This is a genomic window from Serratia sp. K1WW1 (genome assembly GCF_055790865.1).
Map to the genome: position 1 here is coordinate 4,699,065 of NZ_CM147697.1, position 18,067 is coordinate 4,717,131.

The 18,067-nt window shown below is 56.5% G+C and carries 18 protein-coding genes; 2 read left to right on the plus strand and 16 right to left on the minus strand.

Annotated features, from left to right (window positions below):
• Positions 1 to 9 precede the first annotated feature (9 nt).
• The gene (locus ACX9GU_RS21345) at positions 10 to 1,653 is read left to right on the plus strand and encodes a methyltransferase domain-containing protein (protein WP_473192841.1); all 1,644 of its coding nucleotides are present in this window, start codon (positions 10 to 12) and stop codon (positions 1,651 to 1,653) included.
• A 49-nt stretch (positions 1,654 to 1,702) separates the two neighbouring features.
• Here the strand turns inward: ACX9GU_RS21345 and ACX9GU_RS21350 are convergent, their stop codons facing one another.
• From ACX9GU_RS21350 to gpt, 7 genes are all read right to left on the minus strand, one after another.
• On the minus strand, positions 1,703 to 2,107 hold the full coding sequence (locus ACX9GU_RS21350; protein WP_473192842.1) for a type II toxin-antitoxin system YafO family toxin: 405 nt from the start codon (positions 2,105 to 2,107) through the stop codon (positions 1,703 to 1,705).
• Positions 2,104 to 2,397, minus strand: coding sequence for a type I toxin-antitoxin system antitoxin YafN (gene yafN / locus ACX9GU_RS21355; protein ID WP_473192843.1), 294 nt, complete (start codon positions 2,395 to 2,397; stop codon positions 2,104 to 2,106). The genes ACX9GU_RS21350 and yafN overlap by 4 nt, the downstream gene beginning before the upstream one ends.
• Before the next feature lie 208 nt (positions 2,398 to 2,605).
• The gene (gene proA / locus ACX9GU_RS21360; protein WP_473192844.1) at positions 2,606 to 3,859 is read right to left on the minus strand and encodes a glutamate-5-semialdehyde dehydrogenase; all 1,254 of its coding nucleotides are present in this window, start codon (positions 3,857 to 3,859) and stop codon (positions 2,606 to 2,608) included.
• Positions 3,860 to 3,868: 9 nt separating this feature from the next.
• Positions 3,869 to 4,972, minus strand: coding sequence for a glutamate 5-kinase (gene proB, locus ACX9GU_RS21365; protein WP_024483654.1), 1,104 nt, complete (start codon positions 4,970 to 4,972; stop codon positions 3,869 to 3,871).
• A gap of 109 nt (positions 4,973 to 5,081) precedes the next feature.
• Positions 5,082 to 5,483, minus strand: a complete 402-nt coding sequence (gene crl / locus ACX9GU_RS21370; protein WP_024528972.1) for a sigma factor-binding protein Crl — start codon at positions 5,481 to 5,483, stop codon at positions 5,082 to 5,084.
• A 60-nt stretch (positions 5,484 to 5,543) separates the two neighbouring features.
• Positions 5,544 to 6,791 carry an esterase FrsA gene (gene frsA, locus ACX9GU_RS21375; RefSeq protein ID WP_473192845.1) on the minus strand — a complete coding sequence of 416 codons (1,248 nt, stop codon included), beginning with the start codon at positions 6,789 to 6,791 and terminating at the stop codon, positions 5,544 to 5,546.
• Positions 6,792 to 6,958: 167 nt separating this feature from the next.
• Entirely contained in the window at positions 6,959 to 7,417 is a 459-nt protein-coding gene (gene gpt / locus ACX9GU_RS21380; RefSeq protein WP_021805588.1) for a xanthine phosphoribosyltransferase, read from the minus strand.
• Between the two features lie 336 nt (positions 7,418 to 7,753).
• On the opposite strand from gpt, the gene pepD reads away from it, so the two are divergent.
• Positions 7,754 to 9,214 (plus strand): beta-Ala-His dipeptidase, encoded by a 1,461-nt coding sequence (gene pepD, locus ACX9GU_RS21385; RefSeq protein WP_473192846.1) that lies wholly within the window; start codon positions 7,754 to 7,756, stop codon positions 9,212 to 9,214.
• Positions 9,215 to 9,326: 112 nt separating this feature from the next.
• Here pepD and dinB read toward each other — a convergent pair whose 3' ends face one another.
• The 9 genes from dinB to ACX9GU_RS21430 form a co-directional block, all read right to left on the minus strand.
• A complete protein-coding gene (dinB, locus tag ACX9GU_RS21390; RefSeq protein WP_473192847.1) occupies positions 9,327 to 10,385 on the minus strand; it encodes a DNA polymerase IV in 1,059 nt (352 codons plus the stop codon).
• Between the two features lie 266 nt (positions 10,386 to 10,651).
• Positions 10,652 to 10,879 (minus strand): (Na+)-NQR maturation NqrM, encoded by a 228-nt coding sequence (gene nqrM / locus ACX9GU_RS21395; protein ID WP_473192848.1) that lies wholly within the window; start codon positions 10,877 to 10,879, stop codon positions 10,652 to 10,654.
• Positions 10,880 to 10,884: 5 nt separating this feature from the next.
• Complete coding sequence (locus tag ACX9GU_RS21400; protein WP_473192849.1) at positions 10,885 to 11,898, minus strand: FAD:protein FMN transferase; 1,014 nt, start codon at positions 11,896 to 11,898, stop codon at positions 10,885 to 10,887.
• A 24-nt stretch (positions 11,899 to 11,922) separates the two neighbouring features.
• Complete coding sequence (gene nqrF, locus ACX9GU_RS21405) at positions 11,923 to 13,146, minus strand: NADH:ubiquinone reductase (Na(+)-transporting) subunit F (RefSeq protein ID WP_024483648.1); 1,224 nt, start codon at positions 13,144 to 13,146, stop codon at positions 11,923 to 11,925.
• Positions 13,147 to 13,161: 15 nt separating this feature from the next.
• A complete protein-coding gene (gene nqrE / locus ACX9GU_RS21410) occupies positions 13,162 to 13,758 on the minus strand; it encodes an NADH:ubiquinone reductase (Na(+)-transporting) subunit E (RefSeq protein ID WP_021181925.1) in 597 nt (198 codons plus the stop codon).
• Between the two features lie 6 nt (positions 13,759 to 13,764).
• On the minus strand, positions 13,765 to 14,394 hold the full coding sequence (locus tag ACX9GU_RS21415) for an NADH:ubiquinone reductase (Na(+)-transporting) subunit D (protein WP_021181926.1): 630 nt from the start codon (positions 14,392 to 14,394) through the stop codon (positions 13,765 to 13,767).
• Positions 14,387 to 15,181 (minus strand): Na(+)-translocating NADH-quinone reductase subunit C, encoded by a 795-nt coding sequence (locus tag ACX9GU_RS21420; protein ID WP_473192850.1) that lies wholly within the window; start codon positions 15,179 to 15,181, stop codon positions 14,387 to 14,389. Before ACX9GU_RS21420 ends, ACX9GU_RS21415 begins: the two co-directional genes overlap by 8 nt.
• Entirely contained in the window at positions 15,171 to 16,412 is a 1,242-nt protein-coding gene (locus tag ACX9GU_RS21425; RefSeq protein ID WP_429617445.1) for an NADH:ubiquinone reductase (Na(+)-transporting) subunit B, read from the minus strand. The genes ACX9GU_RS21420 and ACX9GU_RS21425 overlap by 11 nt, the downstream gene beginning before the upstream one ends.
• A 3-nt stretch (positions 16,413 to 16,415) precedes the next feature.
• Complete coding sequence (locus ACX9GU_RS21430) at positions 16,416 to 17,765, minus strand: Na(+)-translocating NADH-quinone reductase subunit A (protein WP_473192851.1); 1,350 nt, start codon at positions 17,763 to 17,765, stop codon at positions 16,416 to 16,418.
• Positions 17,766 to 18,067 lie beyond the last annotated feature (302 nt).

The following is an 18,067-nucleotide window of genomic DNA, read 5'->3' on the forward strand; positions in this document are numbered from 1 at the left end:
GAGAGTGTGATGGATATCAACACGATTATTTCTGGCTCCCACCCCATAAAACTGTCGCCAGATGAAAGCAAAATCCCCTGGGACGATCCGGCGTTTAGCCAGCGCATGTTGGAGAACCACTTGTCGCAGGAGCACGACTGGGCCAGCCGGAAGCTACCGGTTATTGAACGGCAGGTGGCATGGATCACCAGCCAACTCCCAGCAGGCGCACGCATTCTCGATCTCGGCTGTGGCCCCGGCTTTTACACCCGCATGCTTGCAGAGCAGGGATTTCGCTGTACCGGCGTGGATTTCTCTCCGGCATCTATCACCTATGCCCGTCAGCAGGCACAGGCGGCAGGATTGGTCATTGAATACCTCCAACAGGATGTACGGGTGTACTCCCCAGAGGATCCGTTCGATTTCATCATGATGACCTTTGGTGAGCTGAATGTCTTCAGCACGGTGGACACCCGCACCTTGCTTAGCCATTGCGCACAGTGGTTAGTTCCAGGAGGCAAGCTGCTGGTCGAAGTGCATACCTTTGATGAAGTAAAGCGCCAGGGCATGGCTGCACCGAGCTGGCAACGCTGCCCGCAGGGGCTGTTTCTCTCCAGGCCTCACTTGCTGTTGACAGAACACGCCTGGGATGAAACGACGCAGACCAGCTCAACGTTGTTCTGGGCCATCGAAGAAAATGGTGACGCCACGCGTTTTGGGAACCAAATGACGGCCTGGCATGATGAGGAATATCTCCGCCTGATCGGTGATTGCGGCTTCACCGTGCTCTCCGGCCCAGATAGTACAGCATGGCCAGTCAGCGAAACGTTCGAAGGAAAGCTGATTGCCCTGCTGGCAGAAAAAGCAATGACAACAACCTCTGAGGGAATACCCCTTACTACACAAATCAATGAAAGGAATGCTGCATTGGATATCCCACGTATTTTCACCATCACCGAAAGTGCCCACCGTATCCATAACCCGTTCACAGCCGATAAGTACGCGACTCTCGGCGCAGTGTTACGTATGGAACCGGGCACGCGAGTGCTCGACCTCGGCAGCGGTTCGGGTGAGATGCTCTGCACCTGGGCACGCGATTATGGCATTACCGGTACCGGCATCGACATGAGCCCGCTATTTACTCATCAGGCCAAACTGCGCGCAGAGGAATTCGGTGTCACCGATCGCGTCAATTTTATCCATAACGACGCAGCCGGTTACGTGGCTGCCGAAAAATGTGACGTGGCAGCCTGCGTTGGTGCTACCTGGATTGCTGGGGGCGTCGCCGGGACTATCGAGCTGCTGGCAAAAAGCCTCAAGCCTGGCGGGATCATCCTTATCGGTGAACCTTACTGGCGTCTGCTACCGCCGACGGAAGAGATCGCCAAAGAGTGTGGTGCCACTGCCCTCTCCGACTTTCTCCCCCTTGCAGATCTTGTCACCTCTTTCGACACGCTCGGTTACGACGTTGTGGAAATGGTGCTGGCAGACCAGGAAGGTTGGGACAGGTACGTCGCGGCCATGTGGCTAACGATGCGCCGTTGGTTAGAAGCAAACCCCGGCGATGACATGGCGGAGGAAGTCCGGGTGCAGTTGAGGACAGAACCTAAACGCCACGTGACGTACACGCGTGAATATCTTGGCTGGGGGGTGTTTGCGTTGATGGCGCGGTGAGGTTAAAACAACGCCCCCATCGTAAGATGGGGGAACAATTTGAGTCAGCTCAATAATTCATTCTGAACGCTTCAGCCATCAACCCGATCTTGTGCATATGATTATTGTTTCGAGCCATCTTATGCGCCTCGGGTTTTAAAATGATAATCAATAGGTAGGCATCGGGATCCATCACACCTTGGCAATAAACCAGATGGGCCCGATCGCTGGTTCTCTTGAACTGACGTAGAAACTTGGGAAAAGGGGCATCCGCATCGCTAAGGTGGATATGGGCTACCTGCTCTTCTTTTACCAACGGGTAGGTACGATCGTCATCATATCGCGCGTCACGGCCAAACATATCTGGCAACACACCATCCTTTTTATACGACAGGAAATCCGTTTCCAAATCATCAAGCTCCTGTTGGCTCAATTGTTGGCGGATCAGCGCAGACTTGAAAATTCTGATGCTCATTCCGTGAACTCGTTCAGCTCCTTGTCAGTAGCATTTTGCAGCAGTTGTTGCCCGTTATCAGCAATATCTTGCAAACGTTCAGCCGTTGGCCTGAAACGTGCTGCGCTATGGCCCTTACCCTGCTTCTCTTCTAGCAGATCGATCAGCGCTTCAAACACCTTGGCGCTAACCATGTAGCCTGCAGGCCGGTTATTAGAAAGTACGGCAACAGGCTCATCAATAAAATACTTAGCCGGATTCTTTCTCAACTCTGTGATATTAATCGATTTTTCAGCGAGAATTCGTTCCATAATTTACCTGATTGCGTGTATTAAAATAATCATTACAATACACATTGTAGCATACGTTATTTTTTATTAGCCAATAAACCACGGAGCACTCGCTGTATTTCGCAGCAAACGTAGACTTTAGCCTCTTAAGCCCCTCCCCCCAGTAACAACAAGGGCGCAGTATCTACACACTGCGCCCAAAACATCGTTCAAATCTGGCTATCGAAACCTAGCTGCGCACCAAATCGTCGCCGTAGCCAATCCACTTATAGGTGGTCAGCGCGTCCAGCCCCATCGGGCCGCGGGCGTGCAGTTTCTGAGTGCTGACTGCAACTTCTGCGCCCAAACCAAACTGGCCGCCATCGGTAAAGCGGGTGCTGGCATTGACGTATACCGCAGAGGAATCCACCGCACGGACAAAATACTCGGCGTTGCTCAGCGAGCGCGTCAGAATAGCATCGGAATGGCTGGTGCCGTGGGTGCGAATATGATCGATGGCCTGATCGATATCGTCCACCAGCGTCACGTTCAAATCCAACGATAGCCATTCATCATCGTAGTCTTCTGCAGCCACCGCAACTACCTGCGCTGGCCCTTCCTGCAACAGCGGCATAGCGTTATCGCTGGCGTGCAGCGTTACCCCAACGGCGGCCATACGCGCGCTCAGCGCAGGCAGGAAGCTGTTAGCGATGGTGCGGTTAACCAGCAGGGTTTCGACCGAGTTACAGGCGCTGGGCCGTTGTATCTTGGCGTTTTCGATGACCGTCAGTGCCTTGTCGTAGTCTACGCTGTCGTCTACATAGATATGGCACACGCCGATACCGCCGGTGATCACCGGAATGGTCGATTGCTCGCGGCACAGCTTATGCAGCCCGGCTCCGCCCCGTGGGATCAGCATGTCGACATAGCGATCCATTCGCAGCAGTTCATGCACCAACTCACGATCCGGGCTTTCGATCGCCTGCACCGCCGCCGCTGGCAGGCCGCACTGTTCCAGCGCCTGCTGGATCACTTTCACCGTCGCCTGATTGGTGTGGTGGGTTTCTTTACCACCGCGCAAGATCACCGCATTACCGGTTTTCAAACACAGGCTGGCGACGTCAATAGTAACGTTGGGGCGGGCTTCATAGATCACGCCAATCACCCCGAGCGGCACACGGCGACGCTCCAGCTTCAGGCCGCTGTCCAGCAGATTGCCGTCCAGCACGTGGCCAACCGGATCGCTCAGGCGGCAGACCTGGCGCACATCGTTGGCGATCGCCGCCAGACGCGCTGGAGTCAACAACAGACGATCCAACAGGGCTTCACTCATCCCGGTGGCACGCGCCTGCGCCATATCCTGCTCATTCGCCTGTAGAATTTCTTCGCTGCGGGCTTCCAGCATATCGGCCATCACCGCCAATACCTGGTTCTTTTTCGCCGTGCTAAGTACCGCCAACTGCCAGGAAGCCTGTTTGGCGGCTTTCCCCATCTGCTCGAGCATGTTCACTCCTTAACTTACGATCATATCGTCGCGATGCACGGCCACCGGGCCATATTCATAGCCCAGGATCTCGCTGATTTGCTGCGAGTGGTGCCCGGCAATCATGCGCATGGCATCGCTGTTATAACGGCTGACGCCATGAGCCAGATCGCGCCCCGCCAGATTGCGGATGCGGATCACCTCACCACGTGAGAAATCACCTTTAACATCGCGGATACCCTTCGGCAGCAGTGAACTGCCACGGGCCATCATGGCTTCTACCGCCCCATCGTCAACGGTGATCTCGCCCGCAGGCGGCGCACCAAAGATCCAGCGTTTACGGTTCTCCAACGGGGTTTCCAACGCATGGAAACGGGTGCCCACCGGGTTGCCTTCAATCACATCGGCCACTACGCCCGGCTTGCTACCGGCTGCAATAATGACATCAATGCCCGCACGGCAGGCCACGTCGGCGGCCTGTAGCTTGGTACCCATGCCGCCGGTACCCAAACCGGAAACGCTGTCACCGGCAATGGCACGCAGCGCATCGTCAACGCCATGCACTTCGCGGATCAGCTCAGCTTCCGGGTTATTACGCGGGTCAGCGGTATATAAGCCCTGCTGATCGGTCAGCAGCAGCAGTTTATCGGCCCCGGCCAAAATGGCAGCCAGTGCAGACAGGTTATCGTTATCGCCGACTTTGATTTCTGCGGTGGCAACCGCGTCGTTCTCATTAATCACCGGGACAATACGGTTATCCAGCAGCGCGGTCATGGTGTCACGCGCGTTAAGGAAGCGCTCGCGGTCTTCCAGATCGGCACGGGTCAGCAGCATCTGCCCGATATGAATGCCATAGATCGAGAACAGCTGTTCCCACAGCTGGATCAGCCGGCTCTGCCCCACCGCCGCCAGCAACTGCTTGGAAGCAATGGTGGCGGGCAGCTCAGGGTAGCCCAGGTGTTCACGCCCGGCAGCAATCGCCCCGGAGGTAACAATAACAATGCGGTGGCCCGCAGCATGTTGCTGGGCGCATTGGCGCACCAGTTCGACAATATGGGCACGGTTCAGACGCAGCGAACCGCCGGTCAACACGCTGGTGCCCAATTTCACAACCAATGTCTGGCTGCCGTTCATAATAGTTCTGCCGTTGGAGTTAAAAGGAATGCATGACGTTGTAACAGGAGAGACGCGTTATGCCAACAGGCACAACGCGATTTCGGCGTAAATTTGCGGGGGAATTGATTTAGGCGGAGAGTTTTATCGGCTGCTCGATGAAATCATCGGCGGGTTCCAGCTTCAGCTCCATGGTGGCCAGCAGTTCGCCCAACCGACGATGGAACACGCGCAGCGTGGTTTCCAGCTTCTCTTTCACTTCAGCATCTTTAATCTTTTCCTCGTTCCAACGCCCTTCCTTGTCAAACAGACCAAAGTGGTAGCTATAGGTGAAACGGGAATTATCGGCCTGCAGTTCGATCCACCAGCCCCAGAACTCACGTTTTTCCGGCGCTGGCTTGACGTTGACGCAGACTGCCAGGCAGTCAAAGAAAAAGCGGTCGTTCTCACATTGCCCTTCGCGCAGGTAAGGCCCCAGGCTGGCAAAGCGTTTCATTAGTCGGCTTTTAGGGTGGCCACTCGGTAGCGTCATTTTTCAACCTCCACAATGTAGTCCACCCTTTTTAACAAACTGTTAAAAATTAGCAACCAGTTAGCGCATTTTATCTCTTAGCCAATCACAAATTTGCAGTAAGGATTGATGGAAACTCTGATAAACCGGCGTACGCGGGATGGCGATCAGTTTGCCGTTCAGCGAAGAAGACGCGATCAGCTGCGACTCTTCTTTGGGGCTAAGCGGATCCTCATCCCAATAGGCGGCCAGCATCGGCGTTGGACAACGGCGGCCCAACAACCCCTGGGTTTTCAGGGAATAGCGGTTCAGCTCGGTTTTCAGCACGCTGTCAGAGGCGTTAGCCATGCCCATACGGCTGGCCAGCACGTCCATATACATATCCGGCACGTGGTCCTGGCATTTCACCTCACACAGCAGGCTATGCACCACCGGCCCAACGCAGGCCACACCGCGCAAACGCTGCGACTCCAGATAGGCCAGGCGCACCGCCACGTTGGCACCAAAGCGGAAGCCGAAGGCGCTGACACGCGTATGGTCAACCCAAGGCACGGAAGGCAGTTGAGCCAACACCTGCTGATGCAGGAAGCTGGAATCTTGCGTCAGCTTCCACTTATAGGATGAACCGATGGACGGCATATCGATGGTCAGCATCGCTATACCGTGCGGCGCCAGATAATCACGGAACAGGCGGTGGTAATCGGTCTGCAAGGTATCCAGGCTGCCGCACATCAGTACCGTTGGGTACGGTGCCTGGCCGTTATCTGGCATATGCAGGAAACCGGTGATGGAACTGCCGCCCTCAATGGCGAACTCCAGCTCTTTTAGCTGGTACGGCAGCAGCAATGCGGCTTCTTCATAGGCGCGATTGGAGAGCACCTCTGCCTGTTCGGCCAGCTCATCCCCTTTCAGATGCGGATAACCGGCAATGCTGTATAGATTGGCGGCATTGAGCCAATACTGCCCGCCAACCAGCGGATCTTGTTGCTCCAATGCCCGCTGCTGCCACAGCATCCCCTGGCGCACCCATTCGTAGATCCAGTTGCCGTTTCGGTAACCGACCACGGTATCCAGCAGGTGATCGTCGCTATGCTCTGCGTTGGAGGCCGCAATGCGCGCCAACACTTCGCTGATCTCCAACGGATCGGTGCCGCGCCAGGTCCACAGCAGATGGTTGAGCATGCGATACCAGTTGCCATCGGTGTCCCCCTCCAAGGCGGAGTGCATATCGGCACCTATCGCATGATGGGCACGGGTGACTAACGTCGAGGTTTCGACATGTTTAAATGAAGGTTTGAACAGTACTTCGGAAAGGTTGGCCTGTGCCATGGTAACAACAGCCTCCTGAGACTTACATCAAGGCTTGAATAGCCGGGATATCTAGGTGCTAGTGTACCTAACTCTGGAGGTAGAAGGCGGGGAATTTACCGAATTTGACGAAACCGCTGGATAAACAACAACGCCCGGTATTGCCGGGCGTTTGAAGCAGAAGCTGATTAACGGCCGCCGATTGGTGGCACGAAGGTCACCGCCATATCCCAAGGCTGCTCGATCCAGGTGTCCTGCGGGATATCAACCACGTAATCGTCAACCAGCGGGCGGCCAGCAGGCTTGGCGAAGATGGTCACGAAATGGGCTTTCGGGTACATGTCGCGGATCGCTTTGGCGGTGCCGCCGGTATCCACTAAATCGTCAACTACGATAAAGCCTTCACCATCGCCCTCGGCGCGCTTGAGCACCTTCATTTCGCGTTGGTTGTCATGGTCATAGCTGGAGATGCAGACGGTATCCACATAACGGATGCTCAACTCACGTGCCAGCAGTGAAGCAGGCACCAGGCCGCCACGGCTTACGGCAATGATGCCTTTCCATTGATCGGCAGGCAGCAGGCGGTGAGCCAGTTTGCGCGCTTGCATTTGCAACATGTCCCAGGTAACAACGTATTTTTCGCTCATAGAATGGTGTCCCAGCCAGCAGTGATGTGGCTTACTCAGTAGTTCAGGGGGAAAAAAGGTTGCGCGAGATTATAGAGACTGCGCGCCACGAATACCAGTTGAACCGAGGTGTTGATGCGTTTTTCCTGTGAATATCTTTGTGGCGAGCCGCGCGGCTTATCTGCGCAACCGCCTGTAAAACGGGGAACCCAAGCCGATAAACAGCGTCATACGGGGCGCGCACAGCCGCGAATAAAATGATATTCTCAGGCTCACGTGCCTGAAGCACAGATAGCTACTCACCCTAACCGCACAGCATTCACTCCTTGCTGAAAATGCTGTCACAGGAGACTTATAGTGTCTGAATTGTCTCAACTTTCGCCACAGCCGCTGTGGGATATTTTTGCCAAGATCTGCTCAATCCCACACCCTTCTTACCATGAAGAAGCGCTAGCGCAGCACATCCTCGACTGGGCCAAAGAAAAGAACCTGCATGCCGAGCGCGACCAGGTTGGCAATATTCTGCTGCGCAAGCCTGCCACCAAAGGTATGGAAAATCGCAAGCCGGTGGCTCTGCAAGCGCACCTGGATATGGTGCCGCAGAAGAACAACGATACGGTTCACGATTTCACCAAAGACCCGATCCAGCCTTATATCGACGGCGAATGGATCAAGGCTCGCGGTACCACGCTGGGTGCCGATAACGGCATCGGTATGGCGTCTGCGCTGGCGGTGCTGGCCGATGACAGCGTAGAGCATGGCCCGCTGGAAGTTCTGCTGACCATGACGGAAGAAGCCGGTATGGACGGTGCCTTTGGCCTGCAGCCAAACTGGTTACAAGCCGATATCCTGATCAACACCGACTCCGAAGAGGAAGGCGAAATCTACATGGGCTGCGCCGGGGGGATCGATTTCATCACCACCCTGCCGCTGCAACGTGAAGCACTGCCAGCCGGTTACCAAACGCTGAAGCTGACCCTGAAAGGGTTGAAAGGCGGCCACTCCGGTGCCGATATCCATCACGGCCTGGGCAACGCCAACAAGCTGCTGGCCCGTTTCCTGTTTGCCCACACGCCAGAGCTGAACCTGCGCCTGCTGGAGCTGAACGGCGGTACGCTGCGTAATGCCATCCCACGTGAAGCTTCTGCCGTAGTAGCCGTTCCGGCCGCCAAAGCCGATGCGCTGAAAACCCTGAGCCAGCAGTTCCTGGCTACGCTGCAAAACGAACTGTCTGCCAAAGAGAAGAATATTACCGTTCTGCTCGAGCCAGCCACCACCGCTTTGCAGGCACTCACCGCAGACAGCCAGAGCCGCTTTGTGGCACTGCTCAACGGTACCCCTAACGGCGTGATCCGCATGAGCGACGAAGTGAAAGGCGTGGTAGAAACTTCGCTGAACGTCGGCGTGGTGACCACCAGCGAGCATGAAGCCGAGATCATTTGCCTGATCCGCTCCCTGATCGACAGCGGTAAAGACTATGTGGTGGAAATGCTGACCGCCGTGGGCCAACTGGCCAACGCCAAAGTGGCACCGAAAGGCGGCTACCCAGGCTGGCAGCCAGATGCTAACTCGCCGGTGATGCAACTGGTACGTGAAACTTATCAGAAGCTGTTCAACAAGACGCCGAACATCATGGTGATCCACGCCGGGCTGGAGTGTGGTTTGTTCAAGAAGCCTTACCCAGAGATGGATATGGTGTCGATTGGGCCAACCATCACCGGGCCGCACTCGCCGGATGAGCAAGTGCATATCGCCAGCGTTGGCCAATACTGGACGCTGCTGACCGCCCTGCTGAAAGCTATTCCTGAGCGCGGGTAATGATGTCGGGCCCAGTTCAAAGCTGGGCCCAGAAACTCTGCTGACAAAACTCACCGGTTCACAACCTCGGGGCGTATGCAATGCCCTATGCGTTACGCGCTCGTTTTTAGCTTCACCAGGTTAATACCAACTGCCGTTCCAACTGAGGATCGAGCAGCGTGACGTGTAGGCCAACCAGGCGCACACCACGTCCTTCCCGCCGCTCCTGCCACGCCTGGCGGGCCACGTTGAGCAAGTCCTCAATATTGAGCATCGGCCAAACGTGCTCCTGGGTGGTTTGCTGGAAATCCTGGAACTTCAGCTTTACCCCTTGGCGGGCGATATGCAGATCCGGTTTGACCTTGCGCAGCCGCATTTCCAGCTCTGGATAGAGCTTTTCAACGATCAACGCCTCGCAATCTTCCCACTCATGAATATCGGCCACCAACGTTCGCTCAACCCCTACCGATTTGCGTAAACGATCGGGAGACACCTCACGCTCATCGATACCCTGGCAGCGTTCCCACAGCACCCGGCCAAATTTGCCGAAGCGCTTTAACAAATCGGCCAGATTATAGTTCTGCACATCGGCGCAGGTGATTAGCCCCACCTCTTCCAACCGTTTGGCGGTGACCTTGCCCACGCCGGGGATTTTACTCAGCGGCAGCTGCTGCAAGAAAGCGGGTACCTGCGCCGGTGTGATGACGTATTGGCCATTAGGCTTGTTTAACTCGGAGGCGATTTTGGCCAGGAATTTGATGGGGGCAATGCCCGCCGAGGCGGTCAGGTTCAATTCAGCAGCAATTTCCTGGCGGATCTGTTGGGCAATCAGGGTGGCGGAGCCGTTGCATTGGGTGCTGTTGGTCACGTCCAGATAGGCTTCATCCAGAGAGAGCGGTTCTATCAGCGGGGTATAGCGGGCAAAGATTTCACGGATATGCTGCGAGGCTTCTTTATAGGCCGCCATGCGGCCTGGTAATAGCGTCAAGTGCGGGCACAGCTTGAGCGCCGTGGCGGTCGGCATGGCGCTATGCACGCCATAACGGCGCGCCGGGTAGTTGGCGGTGCTGATCACACCACGCCGATCGGCGCTGGCACCGATAGCCAGCGGGATATCGCGCAGGCTGGGGTTGTCGCGCATTTCTACCGCTGCGAAGAAGCAGTCCATATCGACATGAATGATTTTACGCATCGCGCCTCCAATAACACTGTATAAGTATACAGCCAATTATTAAAAGCTCAATATGGAGAGTGTAGACTAGTGACGCCCCTCACCCTAACCCTCTCCCACAGGGAGAGGGGACCGAACGTGCCACAAATTAGCTCCCGCACCTGACCGCAACTCCGGACTAGCCCCCCTCCCCCCAAACAAGTGTTCATGAGGTACTCGGTATGTACATTGGGAGAGGGTTGGGGTGAGGGGCTGTGCAGCGCCCCTGTGTAGGAAATCCCGAGCGGCTAGAGGATCCGGTGTTTTTCCAGCATCTCGCGGCGTTGCGCTTCCTTCGCCATACGCTTTTTGCGCGCATCGCAAGGCTCCGGGCAATCGCAGACCTTCTCCATCCCCAGCGCGGTAATGCCGCCACAGCTGCCCTGCAAGGTTTGGCGCTTGAACACATAGCCCAGCGACATCCCGCCAACCACCAGCAGAAACAGCACAAAGGATGCAGCGAACATCGTCAACATAACGTCTACCCTTTCTTCAGATAGGGTTTGAACGCGTCGGAATAGCGCTCCTCAAACCCCTTGGCGGTTTTCACGATCATAAACACCGGGATCCCCAGCAGGTTGGCCAGCGCCATACCCCGCTCCGGCCCCATCACGTTTAACCCGGTAGAAAGCCCGTCCGCCGTCATACACAGCGGGCTGATCACCGTGATCGACACTAAATGGTGGCGGATCGGTTTACCGGTGAGTGGGTCGATAGTATGAGAATAGCGCACTCCGTCCTGCTCGAAGTAGTTTCGGTAATCCCCGGAGGTGGCCATCGCCATCTCACCCGGTTCTATCACCAGTTGCGCCTGCTGCTCCCCCCCGGCGATTGGCCGTTCGATGGCAATGCGCCAAGGCTTCTTCTCGCCATTATGGCCACGGGTACGAACCTCCCCGCCAATATCAACCATGTAGTTTTTGACGTGCTGCGATTGCAGGTAATGGGCAACCACATCAACGCCGTAGCCTTTGGCAATGGAAGAAAGGTCGACATACAGTTCAGGAATGCGTTTCACCAGCGCATTGCCTTCCACCGCCAGCTTGTCGATCCCCGTCCAGTTGCGGCGCTGTTCCAGCTCGGTGGCGCTCGGCACTTTATCCGACCGCCCTTCCGGGCCAAACCCCCAGAGGTTCACCAGCGGCCCGACGGTCACGTCCAGCGCGCCGTCGGTCACACGGTTGATGCGCAGCGCTTCCAGCACCACTTCCGTGGTGGCAGCAGAAACCGGGAAAGGCTTGTCCACTTCCCGGCTGGCGTTAAAGCGGCTCAGCTCGGAATCAGGTTGATAGGTCGACATCTGATCGTTGACCTGCACCAGCTGTTTGTCGATCTCCGCTTGCAGCGTTGCCACCGAAGGCGTTCCGTCCCCAGGGAGATAACTGATCGAGTACGACGTCCCCATGGTTTTGCCACGCAGGTTTTCCTGCTGCGGTTTACAACCGGTCAGCAATACCGTGGCAGCCAGTGCCGCCACCATCATCCAAGCCTTCATTCCATCGCCGCCTGCTGCTCGCATTTATCCGCCAAAGTCATCGAGCATGATGTTTTCATCTTCCACGCCCAAGTCCTTCAGCATCTTGATCACCGCCGCGTTCATCATCGGCGGCCCACACATATAGAATTCACAATCTTCCGGCGCTGGATGGTTACGCAGATAATTCTCCAGCAGGACATTATGAATAAAGCCAGTGTAGCCCGTCCAGTTATCTTCCGGCTGCGGATCGGAGAGCGCCACATGCCAGGTGAAGTTTTCATTCTCTTCCTGCAGGTGGTTGAAGTCGTCCTCGTAGAACATCTCGCGCAAGGAACGTGCACCGTACCAGAAGGTGATTTTGCGCTTCGACTTCAGGCGCTTCAACTGATCGAAGATGTGGGAACGCATCGGCGCCATCCCGGCCCCGCCACCGATAAAGATCATCTCGGCGTCGGTGTCTTTGGCAAAGAACTCGCCAAACGGCCCGGAGATGGTCACCTTATCCCCCGCCTTCAGCGACCAGATATAGGAAGACATAATGCCCGGCGGCACGTCCGGGTTGCTCGGTGGTGGCGTAGCGATACGCACGTTGAGCATGATGATGCCTTTCTCATCGGGATAGTTGGCCATTGAATAGGCGCGTACCGTCGGCTCTTTGACTACCGAACGGTAGCGGAACAGATTGAATTTATCCCAGTCGCCACGGTATTCCTGCGGCACGTCGAAATCGGCATAGCTGACTTCATGCTCGGGCGCTTCGATCTGGATAAAGCCGCCAGCGCGGAAAGGTACATCTTCCCCATCCGGAATGCGTAGTTTCAGCTCTTTGATAAAGGTGGCTTTGTTATCGTTGGAGATCACCTCGCAGTCCCATTTCTTCACGCCGAAGATCTCTTCCGGCAGCTCGATTTTCAGGTTCTGCTTCACGTTAACCTGGCACGCCAGGCGGCAGCCCTCTTTGGCTTCACGCTTGCTGATATGGGAAAGCTCGGTTGGCAGAATATCGCCGCCGCCCTCTTTGATCACCACCCGGCACTGGCCGCAGGAACCGCCGCCGCCACAGGCCGAGGAAACAAAGATCCCCTGGCTGGACAGCATGTTCAGCAGCTTGTCCCCCGCTGGGGCGGTAAAACTTTTGTCTTGATCGCCGTTAACCTCAACGGCAATGTCACCGGTGTTCACCAACTTGGATTTGGCAAACAGGATCAGTAACGCCAGCACCATCACGATGCAGGTAAACATCACCACGCCTAAAATAATTTCCATAAATGCTTCCTGCCTTTACAACTGGACGCCGGAGAACGACATAAAGCCCAATGCCATCAATCCGGTGGTAATAAAGGTAATGCCCAGGCCACGCAACCCGGCTGGCACATCGGCATACTTCAGTTTTTCACGGATCCCCGCCATGGCAACAATCGCCAACATCCAGCCGGTGCCGGAGCCAAAGCCATACACCACGGATTCCATAAAGTTGTAATCACGCTGCACCATGAACGACACGCCGCCGAAGATGGCACAGTTCACCGTGATCAACGGCAGGAAGATCCCCAGGGCGTTGTAGAGCGCCGGGAAGAAGCGATCGAGGATCATCTCCAGGATCTGCACCAGCGCCGCAATCACGCCGATAAAGGTGATGAAGTTGAGGAAGCTCAGATCGACGCCTTCCACCAGCGCCCCGTCACGCAGGATCAGGTTATAGACCAGGTTGTTGACCGGTACCGAGATACCCAGCACCAGCGTCACGGCAATCCCCAAGCCAAACGAGGTGGAGACCTTCTTCGACACCGCCAGGAAGGTACACATCCCCAGGAAGAACGCCAGCGCCATGTTCTCAACGAACACCGCACGCACAAACAGGCTGATATAGTGAGCCATCGGCGGTTACTCCTTTTCTATCTGCGCTGGCTTGAGGGAACGCAGTCCCCAAATCAGCAGGCCGATGATAAAGAACGCACTCGGCGCCAGCAGGAACAGGCCGTTGGGCTGATACCAGCCGCCGTTCTGCACCGTTTCCAGCACCGTAATGCCAAACAGCTTGCCCGAGCCGACCAGCTCGCGCAGGAAGCCCACCAGGATCAGGATCACGCCATAGCCCAGCCCGTTGCCGATACCGTCCATAAAGCTCTCAATCGGCGGCGACTTCATGGCGTACGCCTCGGCGCGGCCCATCACGATACAGTTGGTGATGATCAGCCCGACGAACACCGAAAGCTGTTTGGAGATTTCAAACGCATAGGCACGCAGCAACTGATCGACCACGATCACCAGCGAGGCGATGATCGTCATCTGCACAATGATGCGCACGCTGTTGGGGATATGGTGGCGGATCAGCGAAATAAAGAAGCTGGAAAACGCGGTGACCAGGGTGACCGCAATCGTCATTACCACCGCCGTTTCCAGCTTGGTGGTCACCGCCAGCGCCGAGCAGACGCCAAGCACCTGCAGCGCGATCGGGTTGTTGTCAAACAGCGGCCCTAGCAGGACCCGTTTAACCTCTTTGGAATCAGCCATTTTTCAGCGCTCCTTCACGAACTTTCTGCAGGAATGGGCCAAAGCCGTGCTCGCCCAACCAGAAATTAAACGTATGCTGTACGCCGTTAGCGGTCAGCGTCGCGCCGGACAGGCCATCCACACCGTGGATATCCCCTTGCCGCGCTCCGCCCTTCACAATGCGGATAGCCGGGTTGCCGTTGTCATCAAACAGCTGCTTACCGATCCACTGCGCGCGCCAGCTGGCGTTCTGGATCTCGCCGCCCAGCCCCGGGGTTTCGCCGTGTTCGTAAAAACTCAGCCCGCGCACCGTATTGCCATCGGCATCCAACGCGACAAAGGCGTACATCATCGACCATAGGCCAGTGCCGTAAACCGGCAGCACAATCTTGTCCACCGCGCCGCTTTCGTCGCGCACCAGGTAGATTTCCGCCTGATTGCTACGGCGGCGGATACCGGCCAGATCCTGCTCGGGGCTCAACGCCCGGCTCTTGGCATCGCTGCGTAGCGCGGCGGCCAGATCGAAGGCGCCCGCATCGCCAGGCACAAACTCACCGCTGTCCAGATCCAGCAAACGCGGTTCAATGCGCTTGCTAAAGGTGGCTTTCACCTGTTCGCCAGTCATCCCCGGTTGCAGTAAACCGGCTACGTCCAGGATGTTGCGCTGCTTATCCAGCAACCGCTGTTCCTGCTGTTTGGATTGCAACCCAACAGCGGAACCCGCGACCACCACAGAACACACCAGACACAGCAGCAGCACGACCAGCAGCGTTTTGCCAATGCTGTCATTTTTAGATTCATTCGCCACGTGCTTTTCTCCGCTTGATGTTGGCCTGCACCACCAGGTAATCGAACAGCGGTGCGAACAGGTTGGCGAACAGGATCGCCAGCATCATGCCTTCCGGATAGGCCGGGTTGACCACCCGGATCAGCACGCACATCACGCCGATCAGGATGCCGTACCACCACTTCCCTTTGTTGGTAAACGAGGCGGAAACCGGGTCGGTAGCCATAAACACCATACCGAAGGCAAAGCCGCCCAGCACCAGATGCCAGTACCAAGGCATGGCGAACATCGGGTTGGTGGTTGAGCCGATGGCATTGAACAGATACGCCGTGGCGATCATGCCGATCATCACGCCAGCCACGATGCGCCAGGAAGCGACGCGGCCAAACAGGATAATTGCCCCGCCCAGCAGGATCATCAGGGTTGAGACTTCCCCGATCGAGCCAGGGATGTTACCGATAAATGCGTCCATCCAACTGATGGACTGGCCGGTGGTGACGTTGGTCAGGCTGTGAACACCGCCGACGCTCCATTGCGCCAACGGTGTCGCACCGGAAAAGCCGTCTGCCGCGGTCCACACCAAATCGCCGGAAATCTGCGCCGGATAGGCAAAGAACAGGAAGGCTCGCCCCGCCAACGCCGGGTTGAGGAAGTTACGCCCGGTACCGCCGAAGATCTCCTTGGCGACCACCACACCAAAGCTGATGCCCAGCGCGGCCTGCCATAACGGCATAGTTGGCGGCACAATCAGGGCGAACAGAATGGAGGTGACGAAGAAGCCTTCGTTGATCTCATGTTTGCGTACCATCGCAAACACCACTTCCCAGAAGCCGCCCACCAGAAATACCACGGCGTAGATCGGCACGAAGTAGGTGGCACCGAGCACCATCTTGCTGATCCAGCCAGCATCGGCGCCGAGCGTTGCCCCAAGCATCTGTGCCAGCCAGTAATGCCAGTCCCCCGCCAGCACCTGTTGCAGCTGCTCGCCGCTGTACAGATGGTGCAGTGCAGGAATGGTCTGCTGGCCCACGTTATACATGCCCCAGAACATGGCCGGGAACACCGCCAGCCACACCAGGATCATCATGCGCTTGAGATCGATGGCATCACGTACGTGCGAAGCCCCGCGCGTTACCGTGCCGGGGGTGTAGAACACCGTCGCCGTTGCTTCAAACAGCGGGTACCACTTTTCCAGCTTGCCGCCCGGCGTGAAGTGATGCTCAATCTTGTCAAAAAAATTCTTCAGGCCCATCGGTTATCCTTCCTGCTCAATCTTGGTCAGCACTTCGCGCAGCACCGGGCCATATTCATACTTGCCGGGGCAAACGAAGGTACACAACGCCAGATCTTCTTCATCCAGCTCCAGACAGCCCAGCGCCTGGGCACTGTCCGTATCGCCCGCCAGCAGATCGCGCAGCAGATGGGTCGGCAGAATATCCAGCGGCATCACCCGCTCGTAATTGCCGATCGGCACCATCGAACGCTCACCGCCGTTGGTGGTAGTGGAGAAAGCGAACAGCTTGTGCTTGAGGAAATGGCCCAGCGTGGTACGGGTGATGGAGAACTTGTCCGATGCTGGAGTGATCCAGCCGAACAGCTCTTTCTCCCGGCCTTCCAGCAATACCGAAACCTGGTTGTGGAAACGACCAAGCCAGGCACTCGGGTCGCTGGCATGGAAACCGCTCAGCACCGAGCCGGAAATTACCCGGTTCTCACCGGCCTTCAGGCGGCCCGCCGTCAGTTGATCCAGGCTAGCCCCTAAACGGGTGCGCAGCAGCACCGGCTGTTCCACCTGTGGCCCCGCCAAGGCGACCACGCGCTGGGTATCCAGCTTGCCGGTAGTAAACAGGGTGCCGATGGCGATCACATCCTGATAACCGATATGCCAAACGGTCTTCTTCAGGCTGACCGGCTCCAGAAAGTGAATATGCGTGCCCACCAGCCCCGCAGGGTGCGGGCCGGCAAACTCGTTGTAATCAATCTGCGCGCCGGCAGCCGTATCCAGCCGCGTACCCGCTGCGTGGCAAACATGTACCTTGCCGTCTGTCAGGCGTGCCAATACCGTCAGCCCGGCATTAAATGCCGCCAATTGCTCGTTGATAATCACCAACGGATCCGCTGCCAGCGGCTGAGTATCGATAGCGCTGACGAAAATAGCGCGCGGTGAGGTGCCTGGACGAGGGGTTTTGCTAAATGGGCGAGTACGCAGTGCGGTCCACAGGCCGCTGGCGATCAGATCGCTTTCAACCTGTTGGCGCTCCAGCATCGGCAAATCGGCCTGCTGATAATAGGCCAGTTCCACCTGCTCTTCGCCACCGTTTTCGATGTCAATCACCACCGATTGCAGCATGCGGCGTTCACCGCGATTGATAGCGGCGATCTGCCCGCTGGCCGGTGCCGTGAAGAAAACCCCAGGGATCTTCTTGTCTTCAAACAGCGCCTGGCCTTTTTTAACGCGATCGCCAACCTGTACCAACATGGAGGGGCGCATACCAACATATTCCTGACCGAGCAGCGCCACTTGCGTGACCGCTGGGCCATCCTGGATCGCCTGCGAAGGCGCCCCAGCGATTGGCAGATCTAACCCTTTTTTTATTTTGATCATAGGATTTATACGATGTTTTGAATTTTCACACGCCCAACCAACCCAGAGGCAGGCACAAAGCATGCAGGATGATGAGGTGGCCTAGCCCCCTCCGGATGAACACGATGACCTCATGCCCAACTTGAATATTCACACTGACCGCCGACATCCAGGCCAATGATTAAGCCAATACCGCATATTGTTAAAACATTGCTATCAACGATGGCGGAATTGTTGCTATTTCACACAATATCCCTGTACTGATTACCGATTAATAACGATGCAGCATGGGCAAGATATTAACATTTTCGACGGAATTTTTC

What these genes read in the sequence shown, in the direction of transcription:
- ACX9GU_RS21345 (WP_473192841.1), top strand. Translation starts at nt 10, where the DNA reads ATGGATATCAACACGATTATTTCTGGCTCCCACCCCATAAAACTGTCG.
- ACX9GU_RS21350 (WP_473192842.1), bottom strand. Translation starts at nt 2,107, where the DNA reads ATGAGCATCAGAATTTTCAAGTCTGCGCTGATCCGCCAACAATTGAGC.
- yafN (WP_473192843.1), bottom strand. Translation starts at nt 2,397, where the DNA reads ATGGAACGAATTCTCGCTGAAAAATCGATTAATATCACAGAGTTGAGA.
- proA (WP_473192844.1), bottom strand. Translation starts at nt 3,859, where the DNA reads ATGCTCGAGCAGATGGGGAAAGCCGCCAAACAGGCTTCCTGGCAGTTG.
- proB (WP_024483654.1), bottom strand. Translation starts at nt 4,972, where the DNA reads ATGAACGGCAGCCAGACATTGGTTGTGAAATTGGGCACCAGCGTGTTG.
- crl (WP_024528972.1), bottom strand. Translation starts at nt 5,483, where the DNA reads ATGACGCTACCGAGTGGCCACCCTAAAAGCCGACTAATGAAACGCTTT.
- frsA (WP_473192845.1), bottom strand. Translation starts at nt 6,791, where the DNA reads ATGGCACAGGCCAACCTTTCCGAAGTACTGTTCAAACCTTCATTTAAA.
- gpt (WP_021805588.1), bottom strand. Translation starts at nt 7,417, where the DNA reads ATGAGCGAAAAATACGTTGTTACCTGGGACATGTTGCAAATGCAAGCG.
- dinB (WP_473192847.1), bottom strand. Translation starts at nt 10,385, where the DNA reads ATGCGTAAAATCATTCATGTCGATATGGACTGCTTCTTCGCAGCGGTA.
- nqrM (WP_473192848.1), bottom strand. Translation starts at nt 10,879, where the DNA reads ATGTTGACGATGTTCGCTGCATCCTTTGTGCTGTTTCTGCTGGTGGTT.
- ACX9GU_RS21400 (WP_473192849.1), bottom strand. Translation starts at nt 11,898, where the DNA reads ATGAAGGCTTGGATGATGGTGGCGGCACTGGCTGCCACGGTATTGCTG.
- nqrF (WP_024483648.1), bottom strand. Translation starts at nt 13,146, where the DNA reads ATGGAAATTATTTTAGGCGTGGTGATGTTTACCTGCATCGTGATGGTG.
- nqrE (WP_021181925.1), bottom strand. Translation starts at nt 13,758, where the DNA reads ATGGCTCACTATATCAGCCTGTTTGTGCGTGCGGTGTTCGTTGAGAAC.
- ACX9GU_RS21415 (WP_021181926.1), bottom strand. Translation starts at nt 14,394, where the DNA reads ATGGCTGATTCCAAAGAGGTTAAACGGGTCCTGCTAGGGCCGCTGTTT.
- ACX9GU_RS21425 (WP_429617445.1), bottom strand. Translation starts at nt 16,412, where the DNA reads ATGGGCCTGAAGAATTTTTTTGACAAGATTGAGCATCACTTCACGCCG.
- ACX9GU_RS21430 (WP_473192851.1), bottom strand. Translation starts at nt 17,765, where the DNA reads ATGATCAAAATAAAAAAAGGGTTAGATCTGCCAATCGCTGGGGCGCCT.